16 protein-coding genes and 1 other annotated feature are annotated in these 15146 nt (G+C 50.5%); all 16 genes read left to right on the top strand.

Translation table 11 applies throughout. The features are described from left to right. Nucleotides 1–37: 37 nt before the first annotated feature. The 16 genes from gltX (at nt 38) to rpoB (ending at nt 15108) form a co-directional block, all read left to right on the top strand. Nucleotides 38–1501: a glutamate--tRNA ligase gene (gene gltX, locus NST69_RS28045; protein WP_341166884.1), complete on the top strand. Its 1464-nt coding sequence runs from the start codon at nt 38–40 to the stop codon at nt 1499–1501. A gap of 435 nt (nt 1502–1936) precedes the next feature. Next, nucleotides 1937–2629: a serine O-acetyltransferase gene (gene cysE / locus NST69_RS28040; protein ID WP_036721878.1), complete on the top strand. Its 693-nt coding sequence runs from the start codon at nt 1937–1939 to the stop codon at nt 2627–2629. A gap of 51 nt (nt 2630–2680) precedes the next feature. Beyond that, nucleotides 2681–4087 (top strand): cysteine--tRNA ligase, encoded by a 1407-nt coding sequence (gene cysS / locus NST69_RS28035; RefSeq protein WP_342547689.1) that lies wholly within the window; start codon nt 2681–2683, stop codon nt 4085–4087. Then, nucleotides 4084–4521, top strand: coding sequence for a ribonuclease III domain-containing protein (locus tag NST69_RS28030; RefSeq protein WP_342547688.1), 438 nt, complete (start codon nt 4084–4086; stop codon nt 4519–4521). Before cysS ends, NST69_RS28030 begins: the two co-directional genes overlap by 4 nt. A 24-nt stretch (nt 4522–4545) precedes the next feature. Beyond that, nucleotides 4546–5307, top strand: a complete 762-nt coding sequence (gene rlmB, locus NST69_RS28025) for a 23S rRNA (guanosine(2251)-2'-O)-methyltransferase RlmB (RefSeq protein ID WP_076081731.1) — start codon at nt 4546–4548, stop codon at nt 5305–5307. A 2-nt stretch (nt 5308–5309) separates the two neighbouring features. Continuing rightward, nucleotides 5310–5831: an NYN domain-containing protein gene (locus NST69_RS28020; protein ID WP_036692346.1), complete on the top strand. Its 522-nt coding sequence runs from the start codon at nt 5310–5312 to the stop codon at nt 5829–5831. Between the two features lie 161 nt (nt 5832–5992). Further along, nucleotides 5993–6637, top strand: coding sequence for an RNA polymerase sporulation sigma factor SigH (gene sigH, locus NST69_RS28015; protein WP_036692348.1), 645 nt, complete (start codon nt 5993–5995; stop codon nt 6635–6637). Nucleotides 6638–6999: 362 nt separating this feature from the next. Continuing rightward, nucleotides 7000–7149, top strand: a complete 150-nt coding sequence (gene rpmG, locus NST69_RS28010) for a 50S ribosomal protein L33 (RefSeq protein ID WP_074086515.1) — start codon at nt 7000–7002, stop codon at nt 7147–7149. Nucleotides 7150–7170: 21 nt separating this feature from the next. Continuing rightward, on the top strand, nt 7171–7362 hold the full coding sequence (secE, locus tag NST69_RS28005; RefSeq protein ID WP_036692354.1) for a preprotein translocase subunit SecE: 192 nt from the start codon (nt 7171–7173) through the stop codon (nt 7360–7362). Nucleotides 7363–7383: 21 nt separating this feature from the next. Next, nucleotides 7384–7917 (top strand): transcription termination/antitermination protein NusG, encoded by a 534-nt coding sequence (gene nusG, locus NST69_RS28000; RefSeq protein ID WP_020427084.1) that lies wholly within the window; start codon nt 7384–7386, stop codon nt 7915–7917. Nucleotides 7918–7992: 75 nt separating this feature from the next. Then, nucleotides 7993–8418, top strand: coding sequence for a 50S ribosomal protein L11 (rplK, locus tag NST69_RS27995; RefSeq protein WP_019908208.1), 426 nt, complete (start codon nt 7993–7995; stop codon nt 8416–8418). Nucleotides 8419–8498: 80 nt separating this feature from the next. Next, nucleotides 8499–9191 (top strand): 50S ribosomal protein L1, encoded by a 693-nt coding sequence (gene rplA / locus NST69_RS27990; protein WP_036692357.1) that lies wholly within the window; start codon nt 8499–8501, stop codon nt 9189–9191. Between the two features lie 68 nt (nt 9192–9259). Further along, nucleotides 9260–9413: a sequence feature (ribosomal protein L10 leader region), on the top strand. A gap of 64 nt (nt 9414–9477) precedes the next feature. Next, nucleotides 9478–9981, top strand: a complete 504-nt coding sequence (rplJ, locus tag NST69_RS27985) for a 50S ribosomal protein L10 (protein ID WP_036721864.1) — start codon at nt 9478–9480, stop codon at nt 9979–9981. 63 nt (nt 9982–10044) lie between these two features. Then, the gene (rplL, locus tag NST69_RS27980; protein ID WP_036721862.1) at nt 10045–10404 is read left to right on the top strand and encodes a 50S ribosomal protein L7/L12; all 360 of its coding nucleotides are present in this window, start codon (nt 10045–10047) and stop codon (nt 10402–10404) included. A gap of 136 nt (nt 10405–10540) precedes the next feature. Next, nucleotides 10541–11137, top strand: coding sequence for a class I SAM-dependent methyltransferase (locus NST69_RS27975; RefSeq protein WP_036721860.1), 597 nt, complete (start codon nt 10541–10543; stop codon nt 11135–11137). Between the two features lie 425 nt (nt 11138–11562). Beyond that, nucleotides 11563–15108, top strand: coding sequence for a DNA-directed RNA polymerase subunit beta (gene rpoB, locus NST69_RS27970; protein WP_036721858.1), 3546 nt, complete (start codon nt 11563–11565; stop codon nt 15106–15108). Nucleotides 15109–15146: the final 38 nt, after the last annotated feature.

The raw sequence follows: 15146 nt of genomic DNA, 5'->3' as shown, positions 1-15146 counted from the left end.
GGCCTGATTTCAACCAATATGAAGCGGAGGGAAACCCATGGCGGATCAAGTTCGGGTGCGTTACGCACCGAGCCCTACGGGACATTTACATATCGGAAATGCCAGAACAGCCTTGTTTAACTATCTGTTCGCCCGCAATCTGGGCGGCAAATTCATTATCCGGATCGAAGATACGGATCTTAAGCGCAACATTGCAGAAGGTGAAGAGAGCCAGCTGAAGTATTTGAAGTGGCTGGGAATTGATTGGGATGAAAGCGTGGATGTAGGCGGCGAATACGGGCCTTACCGCCAGACTGAACGTCTGGATCTGTACCGTGTCTACTGGCAGGATCTGCTGGACCGCGGCCTGGCTTACCGCTGCTATTGCACAGAGGAAGAGCTGGAGGCTGAACGAGAGGAGCAGACGGCACGCGGCGAAACCCCTCGTTATTCCGGCAAACACCGTAATCTGACCGAGGAGCAGCGCCTGGCCTTTGAGGCAGAGGGACGCGTAGCCAGCATCCGTTTCCTTGTTCCGGAAGACCGCACTTATACCTTCAATGATATCGTAAAAGGCAGCATTTCGTTCAACAGCAAAGAAATGGGTGACTTCGTCATCGTGAAGAAGGACGGTATTCCGACCTATAACTTCGCCGTAGCGGTGGACGACCATCTGATGGCTATCTCCCATGTGCTGCGCGGAGAAGATCATATCTCCAATACCCCGCGCCAGCTCATGATTTATGAGGCACTGGGCTGGGAAGCTCCGCTCTTCGGACATATGACGCTGATTGTCGGCGATGACCATAAGAAGCTGAGCAAACGGAATGAATCGATCATTCAGTTTATTGAACAGTACGATCAGCTGGGCTACCTGCCGGAAGCTCTATTCAACTTCATCACCCTGCTGGGCTGGTCGCCTGAGGGCGAAGAGGAGATCTTCACCAAGGAAGAGCTGATCTCGATCTTTACGGCGGACCGCCTGTCGAAGAGCCCGGCAGTGTTCGATACGAACAAGCTGGCGCATTTGAACAATCACTATATCAAGCATGCCGATCCTAAGCGGATTGCTGCACTTGCCATTCCTCATTTGCAGAAGGCGGGCCGTCTGCCTGAGGTACTCAGTGAGGAGCAGCAGAGCTGGGCGGAGAGCCTGGTTGCACTGTACCAGGAGCAAATGACAGCTGCGTCGGATATTGTCGTCCTCTCCGAGCTGTTCTTCCGCAGCCACCTGGAGCTGGAGACCGAAGCGGCAGGGGTGCTTGCCGAAGCTCAGGTTCCTGAAGTGCTGTCCGCATTTCTGGCCAAAGTGGAGGCTGCCGAAGATTTCAGCGCCCCGCATATGGCTGTTCTGATCAAGGAAGTGCAGAAGGAGACCGGTCACAAAGGCAAAGCGCTGTTTATGCCGATTCGTGTCGCTCTTACCGGACAGATGCATGGCCGCGACTTGAATGCAACGATTGCGCTGCTTGGCCGCAGCCGGGTGATCGAACGCCTGAAATCACAAATCAAAGGCGCTTAAGCAGGGACATGCAAGGGGAGAAGACCCTTGTCAGTTCTGCGGCTTTTCGCTAAGATAGAAGAATATAAGAATAGCTGGGATCAGGAAAAGTAGGCGTATAAGGGCAATTACCAGAGAGAATAACCGCTTAAGGGCAAACGCCCTTGCAGGCTGGGAGTTATTCATTTGTCTGCCGCTGAAGATGCACCTGTGAGCTGCGTGGTTGAATGTCCTTGTGCGGGGCTGTAGACTGTGCCGGGCTGTCGCCGTTACTGACACCAAGAGGAACACCGGATACAGCGGCTGCGAAGTTTAACAGCTCTGGCATATACGAATGTTCAAGCAGAGTGGGACCGCGGTTAAACGTCTCTGCAGCTATCATGCTGCAGGGGCGTTTTTTGTTGAAATATAAGAATGTAACTTGAAATATAGCATCCAAAGAAGAGGGGAACCGCGATGTTTAAGCATATCAAGTCGGACATTCGGGCAGTATTCGACAATGATCCCGCTGCCCGCAGCAGGTTCGAGGTCGTCTTCACCTACGCCGGGCTTCATGCGATCTGGGCACACCGGATGGCCCACTCTTTTTACAAACGCCGTTGGTTTACCCTGGCACGCATGGTCTCTCAGATCAGCCGGTTCATGACGGGAGTGGAGATCCATCCGGGCGCGGTCATCGGCAGCCGGTTGTTTATTGACCACGGAATGGGTATTGTCATTGGTGAGACCTGTGAGATTGGCGATGATGTTATTATCTATCAGGGAGTTACACTTGGGGGGACCGGCAAAGAGAAAGGCAAGCGGCACCCTACCGTCGGCAACAATGTAGTCATCGGCTCTGGTGCCAAAGTACTGGGTTCCTTCCGGATCGGCGATAATTCTAATATCGGCTCTAACGCAGTCGTGCTGCGTGAAGTGCCTAACAACAGCACGGTAGTCGGCAATCCCGGGCGTGTGGTTAAGCGTAACGGCGAACGAGTATCAGACCGGCTGGATCATACCAAGATGCCTGACCCGCTGATTGATTCCCTCAAGTTCCTGCAGAAGGAAATCGAGGAGCTAAGAGAAAAGATGGGTGCTGAAGATAAGCAGAAGCAGGAACAGCGGCGGCTCGAAAGCCAGCAATATATCGGCGATTACGAAATTTAAGAGTACCGGCATTTCAGAAATCCGGGGACAATAGAAAGGGTTGGGACAAGAATGGCTTTGCACATTTACAACACAATGACGCGCACGAAGGAAGAATTTGTACCGCAGGAGCCGGATAAGGTGAAGATGTACGTCTGCGGACCCACGGTCTACGGCTATATGCATATCGGGAATGCAAGACCGGTCATTGTTTTCGACATGGTGCGCAACTACCTGGAGACGCTTGGTAATGAGGTCCGCTATCTGACAAATTTCACCGATGTGGATGATAAAATGATCCGCAAGGCGGAGGAGCTGAATATCACCGTAGCCGAGGTTGCCGAAATGTTCATTGCCGCCTACCAGGAGGATCTGGCCGGGCTGGGCGTGAAGCCGGCGACGATGAATCCGCGCGTTACGGAGAGCATGGACACGATTATCGAGTTCATTAAGGAGCTTGAAGACAAAGGCTACGCGTATGAGAACGGCGGAGATGTGTATTACCGTACCGGCAAATTTGCCAATTACGGCAAGCTGTCCCGCCAGAATCTGGAGGAGCTGCGCTTCGGTATCCGTGTCGAGGTGGATTCGCGCAAGGAGAACCAGGAGGATTTCGTACTCTGGAAGGCAGCCAAGCCGGGCGAAGTGCACTGGTCCAGTCCATGGGGAGAGGGCCGTCCAGGCTGGCATATTGAATGCTCGGCGATGGTGCGTGAATATTTGGGTACAACGATCGACATTCACGGCGGCGGAGAGGATTTGAAATTCCCGCATCATGAATGCGAATGTGCCCAGACCGAAGCGCTGACGGGTGAACCGCTGTCGAATTACTGGATGCATAATGCTTTTCTGAATATCGGTGACGAGAAAATGTCAAAGTCGCTGGGGAATGGCCTCCTCGTGAAGGATATCCGCGCGCGCTTCAAGCAGGGTGCTATCCGTTACTTCATGCTATCCAGCCATTACCGCAATCCGCTGAACTTCACCGAGGAAGCATTGCTGTCTGCTGAGAAAAGCGTAGAGCGGATCGCTCTGGCTGAAGGCAATGTGAAGCATCGCCTTGAGCTGGCGGCGGAGGGGACAAAGGGTGAAGCAAGTCCGCAGGTTGCGGAGCGGCTGGCCGCTATCCTTAGCAGCTTCCATGCGCGGATGCAGGATGATTTCAATACACCGGACGCTATTACGGCGGTGTTCGACTGGGTGAGCCTGGCGAACCTTACGCTTGCTGATCCTGAGGCGAATCCGGCTGACTTCGCCGCGCTGCTGAAGGCTTTTGCCGAGATGAATGCGGTGCTTCGCCTCACGGTAGAGGCTGAGGAAGAAGTGGCAAGCGAAGAGGTGGAACGCCTGATTGCAGAGCGTGTGGAGGCGCGCAAGAACAAGAACTGGAGCCGGTCGGATGAAATCCGCGATGAGCTGAATGCGCTGGGAATTCTGCTGGAAGATACTCCACAGGGAATGCGGTGGCGGCGCAAATGAACGGGCTGTTTGATCTGAACCGCGCCTGGTTCCCGTATGAACCCTCTAAGCCGGCCCATCTGCTGCCTCCAATCGTCCTTGCTTATGCAGGTGACGCTATCTACGAAGTTGCAGTCCGGCAGTATCTGATCTCGCTGCCTAATTTGCGCCCCCAGCATCTGCACCGGTCGGCGACCGGACTGGTCTCCGCCAGAGCTCAGAGTAACATTCTTGCTTATCTGGACCCGGTGCTCACCGAGGATGAGAAGGATGTGGTCAGACGGGGGCGCAATGCCAAATCCGGCAGCATTCCCAAAAATGCGGATGTGCTGGAATACCGCCACGCCACTGCTTTTGAATGCATGATCGGCTATTTATATTACACAGGACAGCAAGCGAGAATCCAGGAGCTTATTCACAGCAGTATCGAATATATGATGCACCGCCCCAAGTGAGTATACAGAACAGGAGATAAAACAATGGAAGAATTGAGAACTGAAGAGGAAATACTGGCAGGCAAGCATTCGGTGCTTGAAGCCCTTAGAGCGGGACGTACACTCAACAAAATATGGATCGCTGAAACTGCACAAAAGCACCTGACCGCACCTATCGTTGCGGAAGCGCGCAAGGCGGGCATTGTCATTCAGCATGTAGACAAGCGTAAGCTGGATCAGCTTGCACCGGGCGTTCAGCACCAGGGAGTGGTGGCGCAAGCGGCGCCTTTTGCCTACACGGAGGTTGCTGATATTCTGGCAATTGCTGAAGCCAAGGGAGAACCGCCGTTTCTGCTCCTGCTGGACGAAATTGAAGATCCGCATAACCTCGGGTCTATCCTGCGTACGGCTGACTGCACAGGTGTGCACGGAGTCATTGTGCCGAAGCGCCGCTCTGCGCAGATTACAGCTACCGTATCCAAGACCTCGGCTGGTGCAGTCGAATATGTGCCTGTGGCCCGCGTAACGAATCTTGGACAGACCATTGACCGGCTGAAGGAGCTGGGAGTCTGGGTAGTCGGCACGGATGTGGATACCGATCAGAATTTGTTCGGATCTGATATTGTCACCGGGCCGGTAGCAGTGGTGATCGGCAATGAGAACAAGGGGATGGGCCGCCTGATCCGTGAGAAATGCGATGTGCTGCTTAAGCTGCCGATGGCCGGAAGAATCAACTCTCTGAATGCTTCAGTAGCAGCGGGCGTAATCATGTACGAGGTACTCCGCCGCCGCCAAGAACAGGGATAACTATGGCAGACTGGCGCGATATCCTGCTCGTGGACGGATACAATATGATCGGCGGCTGGCCGGAGCTTGCGGCATTGTCGCAGACCGGTATGCAGGGGGCACGCGACCGGCTGCTCGATATGCTGGCCGATTATCAGGCATTCTCCGGGCTGCGCGTCATTGCCGTATTCGATGCCTACCGTGTGCCGGGACTGGGCAGGTCGTTTGAACAAGGGAAGATCCAGGTCTTCTTCACCAAGGAGAAGGAAACGGCAGATGAATGCATCGAACGGCTGGTTGGGGAATTCACGCACCGCCGCAGACAGATCTCGGTAGCCACCAGCGATTTTGTGGAGCAGCATGTCGTTTTTGCCCAGGGCGCACTCCGGATTTCAGCCAGGGAACTGAGGCTTGAGATTGAGGAGAACCAGAAGCAGGTGAAGAAGGCGATCGAGCCGGGAAGCGTGAGCGGGACCCGTCATTCGCTTGAAGACAAGCTGCCGCCGGAGACACGTAAACGGCTGGAGGACTGGCGCAGACAGTAGGACAGAAATAGCAGTTGCCCCTCACAAGGAAATGACATAATATGTTATTGAAGATTGTTTTTGGACAAATCCGGTTGACGGTGTAAGGTAACATAATATATACTGTTCCTATATTTCGAGAAGTAACGATGTGTCTTGCGTTGCAGCCGGGGGGATTCTTGGTGAGTGTCGACCTCAAGGAATTAATGCTGTCCGAGTATGATTTCATAAGTGATGAAGAAATTGTCGAGATCTTCCGTGGTGGCGACAGTGGCGCATTGGAGCATTTAATTAACAAGTACCGTAATTTTGTGCGTGCCAAGGCCCGTTCCTATTTTTTGATCGGGGCAGATCGTGAAGATATTGTGCAGGAAGGCATGATTGGCTTATACAAGGCCATCCGTGACTTCAAGGGTGACAAGCTGTCATCGTTCAAGGCCTTTGCCGAGCTGTGCATCACCCGTCAGATTATAACCGCCATTAAGACCGCTACCCGCCAGAAGCATATTCCGCTTAATTCATATGTCTCGTTAGACAAGCCCATCTATGATGAGGACTCCGACCGGACATTGATGGATGTGATATGCGGAAGTCAGGTGCTGGACCCGGAAGAGCTGATTATCAACCAGGAGGAGTTCATCGGACTGGAAGATAAGATGGCTGAGATTCTGAGTGATTTGGAACGCAAGGTTCTGATGCTCTATCTGGACGGACGGTCCTATCAGGAGATTGCCGAGGATTTGAAGCGGCATGTGAAGTCCATTGACAATGCCTTGCAGCGAGTGAAACGTAAATTGGAAAGATATCTGGAAGTGCGTGACAATTAATGATATAATGACTAGGAAGGCTCGGGACTCGAGTCTTTTTTTAGTGTCCGCTAGATTTGGATACGGCGAATTTGCGATGGGTGAAGCGTTGGAGGATGGCAGGTTTATACACAAGCGAATTGCAGCATAATGATTATGGATGACAGCTAGCGGTAAAAGAAGAAGCAGGATCAAAGATGACTTATGGCAAAAGGCTACAGCACCCGGAATTACCCAGTGCGATGGGGGAAACTTTCGTTGACACAGACATTGATATTATGCTAAAGTGTTTTAGGTAGGCCTAAATTCGCGGCTTTTTTTTGAATCAATATCTACGTCTTCTAATTTGATGATTAGAAGTACGTCTTCGGGAGGTGCACATCATGCGGGTAATTATCACTTTGGCTTGTACAAGTTGCAAACAAAGAAACTATGCAACAACCAAAAACAAGCGAAATCACCCCGACCGCTTGGAGATGAAGAAATTTTGCAAGTTCTGTAACGAGCAAACTCCTCATCGCGAAACCAGATAGTCTTTTGGAGGTGTAGTCGGCGTGAAACGTAGTTTCAAGTCTTTGTTTTCCTTTTTCACTGAGAGCTGGAGTGAACTCAAAAAGGTTCGCTGGCCTAGCCGTAAAGAACTGAAGAACTATACATTGATCGTTCTCGGTACAATTGTAGTTATTTCGCTTTACTTCTGGGTTCTGGACATCGGTATTTCCGCTGTGATTGAAGCGATTATTTAGAGAGGTCCCAGGTGGCTTGATATGGAAAAAAGATGGTACGTTGTTCATACCTATTCCGGGTATGAGAATAAGGTCAAGGCCAATTTGGAAAAACGCGTTGAGTCCATGGGCATGGAAGACAAAATATTCCGCGTTCTTGTTCCTATGGAAGAAGAGCTGGTAAACAAGGATGGCAAGAAAAAAACTGTCATGCGCAAAGTTTACCCTGGTTACGTTTTGGTCGAAATGGTTCAGACTGATGATTCCTGGTATGTTGTCCGCAATACGCCGGGCGTTACCGGATTTGTCGGTTCAACTGGTTCGGGCTCTAAGCCTACCGCTCTGCTACCCGAAGAGGTTGAACAGATTCTGAAGCATATGGGCATGGTTGAACCTAAAGCGAAGATTGATTTCGAAATTAAGGAATCCGTACGTATTATGGTCGGTCCATTTGCGAATTTTGTGGGCTCCGTGGAAGAAATTTTGGCAGACAAAAGCAAGATCAAGGTACATGTCAACATGTTTGGACGGGAAACCCCGCTGGAGTTGGATTTCACTCAAGTGGAGAAGATATAACAAGCACAAGGGTTTCTTGTGGGAGAATGCTGTTTAGCATTCGAATACCACTATTTACGCAAGGAGGTGTCACTCATGGCTAAAAAAGTTATTAAAATGGTGAAACTGCAGATTCCTGCAGGGAAAGCGAATCCAGCGCCTCCAGTAGGTCCGGCGTTAGGTCAAGCGGGTGTCAACATCATGGCATTCTGTAAGGAATTCAACGCTCGTACTGCCGACCAGGCTGGTCTGATCATCCCGGTTGAAATTACAGTATTTGAAGACCGTTCGTTTACCTTCATCACCAAAACTCCTCCGGCTGCTGTTCTGCTTCGCATCGCTGCAAAAGTAGAAAAAGGCTCCGGTGAACCAAACAAGAAAAAAGTAGCGAAGCTGGGCCGCGCAGCGGTTCGTGAAATCGCTGAAACCAAAATGCCCGATCTGAACGCTGCATCTGTTGAAGCTGCAATGCGTATGGTTGAAGGTACTGCCCGCAGTATGGGAATCACAATCGAAGACTAATATGTATTCGATGAACCGGTCATTCATGACCGCAATATGTGGGAGGAATTTCCGCTAACACCACAAAGGAGGAACATTTCATGGCTAAACATGGTAAGAAGTACCAAGAATCCGCGAAGCTGATCAACAGCGAAGCGACTTACGAGCCTTCAGAAGCTGTAGAGCTTGTGAAAAAGGCGGCAACTGCCAAATTCGACGAAACCGTTGAAGCAGCAGTTCGTCTGGGTGTAGACCCGCGTAAACAAGACCAGGCAGTTCGTGGTGTTGTTGTCCTGCCTCACGGCACAGGCAAAACTCAACGTGTGCTTGTATTTGCAAAAGGTGAAAAAGCGAAGGAAGCGGAAGCTGCTGGCGCTGATTTTGTTGGTGATGCTGATATGATCAACAAGATTCAACAGGGCTGGTTCGAATTCGACGTCTGCGTAGCTACACCTGATATGATGAGTGAAGTCGGTAAACTGGGTCGTCTGCTCGGTGGTAAAGGTCTCATGCCTAACCCTAAAGCAGGTACAGTTACTTTCGACGTTACCAAGGCTGTTCAAGAAATCAAAGCCGGTAAGATCGAATACCGTCTTGACAAAGCGGGCCAAATTCACGCGCCAATCGGCAAAGTGTCTTTCAACGCTGAACAACTGAACGAGAACCTTAAAGCTCTTATGGACGCTCTGAACCGTGCGAAACCGGCTGCTGCCAAAGGTGTATACCTTAAAGGCATCGCTATTTCGTCCACAATGGGACCTAGCGCTCGTGTGAACGCGGCTGCTTTCAGATAATTAAAGGTTGACTCCTAGAGTTATCTTTGATAATCTATAACAGTTGTAAACATTAAGGTGATCAATCTTAAATGTGAATATGCTTACCGTAGACAGTAGGTGCCGTAGGGCTTAATTTCCTACCGAGGTGTTGTGATAGAAACAAAAAGTGCCAGGCTCGCCTGATTAACTTTCCGTTTTATCAAGCCTTCGTGAATCTGCGGAGGCTTTTCTAATGCCTGCGTAGGAACGGCGGGGTTTCTCCGGAGTAACCGCCGTGACATAAATTTTCAGGAGGTGTATATAATTGGCAAATGCAAAAGTAATCCAAGCTAAACAGGATGCGGTTGATGTTGTGACTGGCAAACTGCAGAACAGTGTCTCCACTGTTGTTGCAGACTACCGCGGATTGAACGTATCGCAAGTGACTGAACTGCGTAAGCAGCTTCGTGAAGCTGGCGTTGAGTTTCAAGTCCTGAAGAACACATTGCTTCGCCGTGCAACTGCGGCAGCTGAGCTGACTGATCTGGACGCTGTCCTGACGGGTCCTACAGCGATCGCATTCAGCGAGACTGATGCGGTAGTAGCAGCTAAGATTCTAAATGACTTCGCTAAGAAGAACGACGCTTTGAAACTGAAAGGCGGCGTTGTAGAAGGTAAAGTTATCGATGCGGACCAACTGAAAGCACTGGCTGAACTGCCATCCCGCGATGGTTTGCTCTCCATGCTGCTTAGCGTGCTTCAAGCTCCAATGCGCAACTTCGCGCTTGCAGTTAAAGCTGTTGCTGAGAAAGAAGAACAAAGCGCGTAAGCCTTTGCTTCCAGCTTCATAATCAAGACCACATACCAATTCAAATATAATGGAGGTTCAATCATGAGCAAAGAAACAATCTTAGAAGAAATTAAAGGCATGAGCGTACTGGAACTGAACGACCTGGTAAAAGCAATCGAAGAAGAATTCGGCGTAACTGCAGCAGCTCCAGTAGCAGCTGGCGGCGCTGTAGCAGCTGTTGAAGCTGAACAGTCCGAATTCGACGTAATTTTGACAAGCGCTGGCGCTTCCAAAATCAACGTTATCAAAATCGTTCGCGAAATCACAGGTCTTGGCTTGAAAGAAGCTAAAGAAGTTGTAGACAACGCTCCAAAAGCAATCAAAGAAAAAGTAAGCAAAGAAGAAGCCGAAGCTACCAAAGCAAAATTGGAAGAAGCAGGCGCAGCTGTAGAAGTAAAATAAGTTGATTCAATAGGTACTGCCCCGGGGCAGAAGTCATTCTCTCCGGTTTCCGCAACCCCCTTGAACTTGTTCAAGGGGGTTGCTCTATAAGGGAGCCTTGCAGGTATGTGTAGTTCAACGTGAAAGGGAGGATAGTATGTCGCAGCATTATTACTCGCAGCAGCCGGAAGCGCGTCATGACAGACGCAGCATCGATACGGAGCTGAGAGGCAAACGCCTACGCTTTACCAGCGACGCCGGTGTTTTTTCAAAAGGAGATATTGATCATGGCAGCCGTGTTCTGATTGAGGCGATGGAGATTCCGGAGGATGCGAAGGTGCTGGATGTGGGTTGTGGTTACGGGCCTATAGGGATTAGTGCGGCGCATCTCGCTTCCAAGGGACATGTAACGATGATTGATATCAACAGCCGTGCGGTAGAGCTTGCCCGCGAGAATGCGCAGCATAATGGAATCCGCAATGTTACGGTGATGGAAAGTGATGTGCTATCGGCAGTAGAGGGGCAGACCTTCGATGTGATTCTAACCAACCCGCCGATTCGCGCCGGCAAGGCCGTAGTGCATGCGATTTTTGAACAGGCGTATGATCATTTGAATGAGGGCGGTTGTCTGTGGGTTGTCATTCAGAAGAAGCAGGGTGCGCCGTCGGCGGTTGCCAAGCTGGAGAGTATGTTTGCAGTGGTAGAAGAAGTAGGGAAAGACAAGGGCTATAGAATCTTAAAAGCTCAAAAATAAATAATAATACTCATTGACATGCGATGTCCGTAGTGGTATTATTATAAAATGTCAGTATTAAGATAGGCTCCATGTCTTTAGTTTGCTGAAATGTCAAGTGATATATTGTCGCCCGGTAAGCGCATGCCGCACGGCAGGTTTTTGCGAATTCCGTTCTCTATGTTCCTGTCACGGCGAAGGTCGCCGGGGTAATAGATAATAGCGCATGAACTGTAGCCTGGTGACGTATAATACGCACGTTTTGGGCAAATCTACTGGATAAGGAGTATTTTGGCCGTGGATAGATGTGCTCTTTTTTCGAAAGATTTCGATAAGGGGCTTTTCTGTATTTATGGCTGAATCCTTGTGTTATGGTTCCATTATACGGGTCCAAACAAGGGTTCGCAATCAATTTTTAAGTGAGTAGACATGAGGGGTGAGTAAAGTTGGCAGGACATCTTGTTCAGTATGGTCGACGCACTCGGCGGAGCTATGCGAGAATTAACGAGGTACTCGAGGTCCCGAACCTGATCGAGATCCAACAAAAATCTTATGATTGGTTTTTGGAGGAAGGATTGCGGGAAATGTTCCAGGACATCTCGCCGATCCAGGATTTCACAGGGAATTTGGTACTAGAGTTCATTGATTACAGCCTGGGTGAACCGAAGTACACGGTTGACGACGCTAAAGAGCGGGACGTAACATATGCAGCACCTCTGCGTGTGAAGGTGCGTCTCATCAATAAGGAGACCGGTGAGGTTAAAGAGCAGGAAGTGTTCATGGGAGATTTCCCTCTGATGACGGAAACCGGCACTTTTATTATCAATGGTGCGGAACGGGTTATTGTCAGCCAGTTGGTTCGCTCTCCAAGCGTCTATTTCAGCACAAAAGTGGATAAGAACGGCAAAAAAACTTACACCGCCACAGTAATTCCAAATCGCGGAGCCTGGCTGGAGCTTGAGACCGACGCTAAGGACATCATGTATGTCCGTATCGACCGGACTCGTAAGATCCCGGTAACAGTCCTCTTGCGTGCTCTGGGCTTCGGCAGTGATGCTGAAATTCTGGAACTGCTTGGCAATGATGAATATATTCGCAACACGCTGGATAAAGACAACACGGATTCCACGGAGAAGGCGCTTATTGAAATCTACGAGCGTCTGCGTCCGGGCGAACCACCTACACTTGATAATGCCAAGAGCTTGCTCGTCGCACGTTTCTTTGACCCGAAACGTTATGATTTGGCCAATGTAGGCCGTTACAAAATCAACAAAAAGCTGCATATTAAGAATCGTCTGTTCAATCAGCGTCTGGCACAGCCTTTGGTTGATGAATCTACCGGAGAAATCCTGGCAGAATCCGGCCAAATGGTGGACCGCCGCCTGCTTGATGAGCTGATTCCTTATTTCGAGAAGAGTATGGCTGCCAAAAACTACCGTGTAACCGGCGGTGTAATGGACAGCGAAGATATTCCGCTTCAGACCATTGACGTATTCTCGCCAATCGAAGAAGGCCGTATCATCAAACTGATCGCCAATGGCAACATTGATAAATCGGTTAAGCATATTACTCAGGCTGATATTATATCCTCAATCAGCTACTTTATTAATTTGCTGCATGGTATCGGCAACACGGATGATATTGACCATCTGGGTAACCGCCGTCTGCGTTCTGTAGGTGAGCTTCTGCAGAATCAGTTCCGGATCGGTCTATCCCGTATGGAGCGCGTAGTCCGCGAGAGAATGTCGATTCAGGATGCCAATGCGATTACACCGCAGGCGCTGATCAACATCCGTCCGGTTATCGCATCGATCAAAGAGTTCTTCGGCAGTTCGCAGCTGTCCCAGTTCATGGATCAGACGAACCCGCTTGCCGAGCTTACGCATAAGCGCCGTCTGTCTGCACTCGGACCCGGCGGTCTGACTCGTGAACGCGCAGGCTTTGAAGTCCGCGACGTCCATCACAGTCACTATGGCCGTATGTGTCCTATCGAGACTCCAGAAGGTCCGAATATCGGTCTGATCAACTCCTTGTCCACCTTCGCCCGCATCAATGAATACGGCTTTATCGAAGCTCCGTATCGTTGGGTAGATCCGAAGACAGGTAAGGTAACTGAGCAAATCGATTATCTGACTGCCGATGAAGAAGATAACTATGTAGTTGCACAGGCTAATGTACTGATCGATGAGGATGGCTCCTTTAAGGAAGACCAGGTTATCGTTCGTTACAACAAGGATTCAGACAACATCACTACTATGCCTAGCAACCGTGTAGACTACATGGACGTTTCGCCAAAACAGGTCGTATCGGTCGCAACGGCGCTCATCCCGTTCCTTGAGAACGATGACTCCAACCGCGCACTGATGGGATCGAACATGCAGCGTCAGGCCGTTCCGCTTCTTATTCCTAAGGCTCCGCTTGTAGGGACAGGGATGGAGCATAAGTCTGCTAAAGACTCCGGCGTATGTATTGTCTCCAAATATGACGGTATTATCGAACGCTCCTCTGCCAATGAAATCTGGCTGCGCCGTGTTGAGGCAGTTGAAGGCAAGGAAGTCAAAGGCGATATCGTTAAATATAAATTACACAAATTCATGCGTTCGAACCAGGGTACCTGTATTAACCAGCGTCCACTGGCTAAACGTGGGGATATCGTCAAAAAAGGTGACATCCTGGCAGATGGACCTTCCACAGAAATGGGCGAACTTGCGCTTGGCCGCAACGTAGTCGTTGCGTTCATGACTTGGGAAGGCTACAACTACGAGGATGCGATCCTGCTGAGTGAGAAGCTGGTGAAGGAAGATGTATACACTTCGATCCACATCGAGGAATACGAATCCGAAGCCCGTGATACGAAGCTCGGACCTGAAGAGATCACACGTGATATTCCTAACGTCGGTGAAGAGGCGCTCCGCAATCTGGATGAGCGCGGAATTATCCGTATCGGTGCGGAAATCAATGCCGGCGATATTCTGGTAGGTAAGGTTACTCCGAAGGGTGTAACTGAGCTGACTGCTGAGGAACGCCTGCTGCATGCGATCTTCGGTGAGAAGGCCCGTGAAGTTCGTGATACCTCCCTGCGCGTTCCGCATGGTAGTGATGGTATTATCGTTGACGTCAAAGTATTCACACGTGAGAACGGCGATGAGCTGCCTCCTGGCGTGAATCAGCTGGTTCGTGTCTACATCGCCCAGAAGCGTAAAATTTCTGAAGGTGACAAGATGGCCGGACGTCACGGTAACAAGGGTGTCGTTGCCCGTATCCTGCCAGAAGAAGATATGCCGTTCCTTCCTGACGGTACGCCGGTACAGGTTGTCCTGAACCCGCTGGGCGTTCCTTCCCGTATGAACATCGGACAGGTGCTTGAAGTCCATATCGGTATGGCTGCACTGCGTCTGGGTATCCACGTGGCTACTCCGGTATTCGACGGAGCCCGTGAGTATGACGTGTTCGATACGATGGAAGAAGCCGGTATGCAGCGTAATGGTAAGACTGTGCTGTATGACGGACGTACAGGCGAGCGCTTCGAGCGTGAGGTTACTGTCGGCGTCATGCACATGATCAAGCTTGCGCACATGGTTGACGATAAGATTCATGCCCGTTCCACAGGTCCTTACTCACTCGTTACACAACAGCCACTGGGCGGTAAAGCTCAGTTCGGCGGACAGCGTTTCGGGGAGATGGAAGTGTGGGCGCTTGAAGCTTACGGCGCGGCGTATACACTGCAAGAGATTTTGACCGTGAAGTCTGATGATGTGGTCGGCCGTGTGAAAACGTACGAATCCATTGTCAAAGGTGAAAATGTTCCAGAACCGGGTGTACCGGAATCGTTCAAGGTATTGATCAAGGAACTGCAGTCGCTCGGGATGGATGTCAAAATCCTCAGCGGTGACGAGCAGGAGATCGAGATGAAGGAACTGGACGATGAGGACGAGACGTCAGGCGATAAGCTGAGCCTCAATTTGGAAGGCGCAGAAGTTGGCATAGAGTAGTTCACCAGCAAGCCACTAATTTCATTACACAAAGGACC

Source organism: Paenibacillus sp. FSL P2-0089, from assembly GCF_038595095.1.
In the GTDB taxonomy this organism is placed as follows: Bacteria; Bacillota; Bacilli; order Paenibacillales; family Paenibacillaceae; genus Paenibacillus_AQ; species Paenibacillus_AQ silagei.
The sequence above is the reverse complement of the archived record's forward strand: the minus strand, read 5'-3'. Positions and strand labels throughout refer to the sequence as shown.

Coding starts and splice junctions, on each gene's coding strand:
- rlmB (WP_076081731.1), top strand. CDS start 4,546: ATGGAAGAATTGAGAACTGAAGAGGAAATACTGGCAGGCAAGCATTCG.
- NST69_RS27975 (WP_036721860.1), top strand. CDS start 10,541: ATGTCGCAGCATTATTACTCGCAGCAGCCGGAAGCGCGTCATGACAGA.
- cysE (WP_036721878.1), top strand. CDS start 1,937: ATGTTTAAGCATATCAAGTCGGACATTCGGGCAGTATTCGACAATGAT.
- rplK (WP_019908208.1), top strand. CDS start 7,993: ATGGCTAAAAAAGTTATTAAAATGGTGAAACTGCAGATTCCTGCAGGG.
- NST69_RS28030 (WP_342547688.1), top strand. CDS start 4,084: ATGAACGGGCTGTTTGATCTGAACCGCGCCTGGTTCCCGTATGAACCC.
- rplA (WP_036692357.1), top strand. CDS start 8,499: ATGGCTAAACATGGTAAGAAGTACCAAGAATCCGCGAAGCTGATCAAC.
- rpmG (WP_074086515.1), top strand. CDS start 7,000: ATGCGGGTAATTATCACTTTGGCTTGTACAAGTTGCAAACAAAGAAAC.
- rplL (WP_036721862.1), top strand. CDS start 10,045: ATGAGCAAAGAAACAATCTTAGAAGAAATTAAAGGCATGAGCGTACTG.
- cysS (WP_342547689.1), top strand. CDS start 2,681: ATGGCTTTGCACATTTACAACACAATGACGCGCACGAAGGAAGAATTT.
- nusG (WP_020427084.1), top strand. CDS start 7,384: ATGGAAAAAAGATGGTACGTTGTTCATACCTATTCCGGGTATGAGAAT.
- gltX (WP_341166884.1), top strand. CDS start 38: ATGGCGGATCAAGTTCGGGTGCGTTACGCACCGAGCCCTACGGGACAT.
- NST69_RS28020 (WP_036692346.1), top strand. CDS start 5,310: ATGGCAGACTGGCGCGATATCCTGCTCGTGGACGGATACAATATGATC.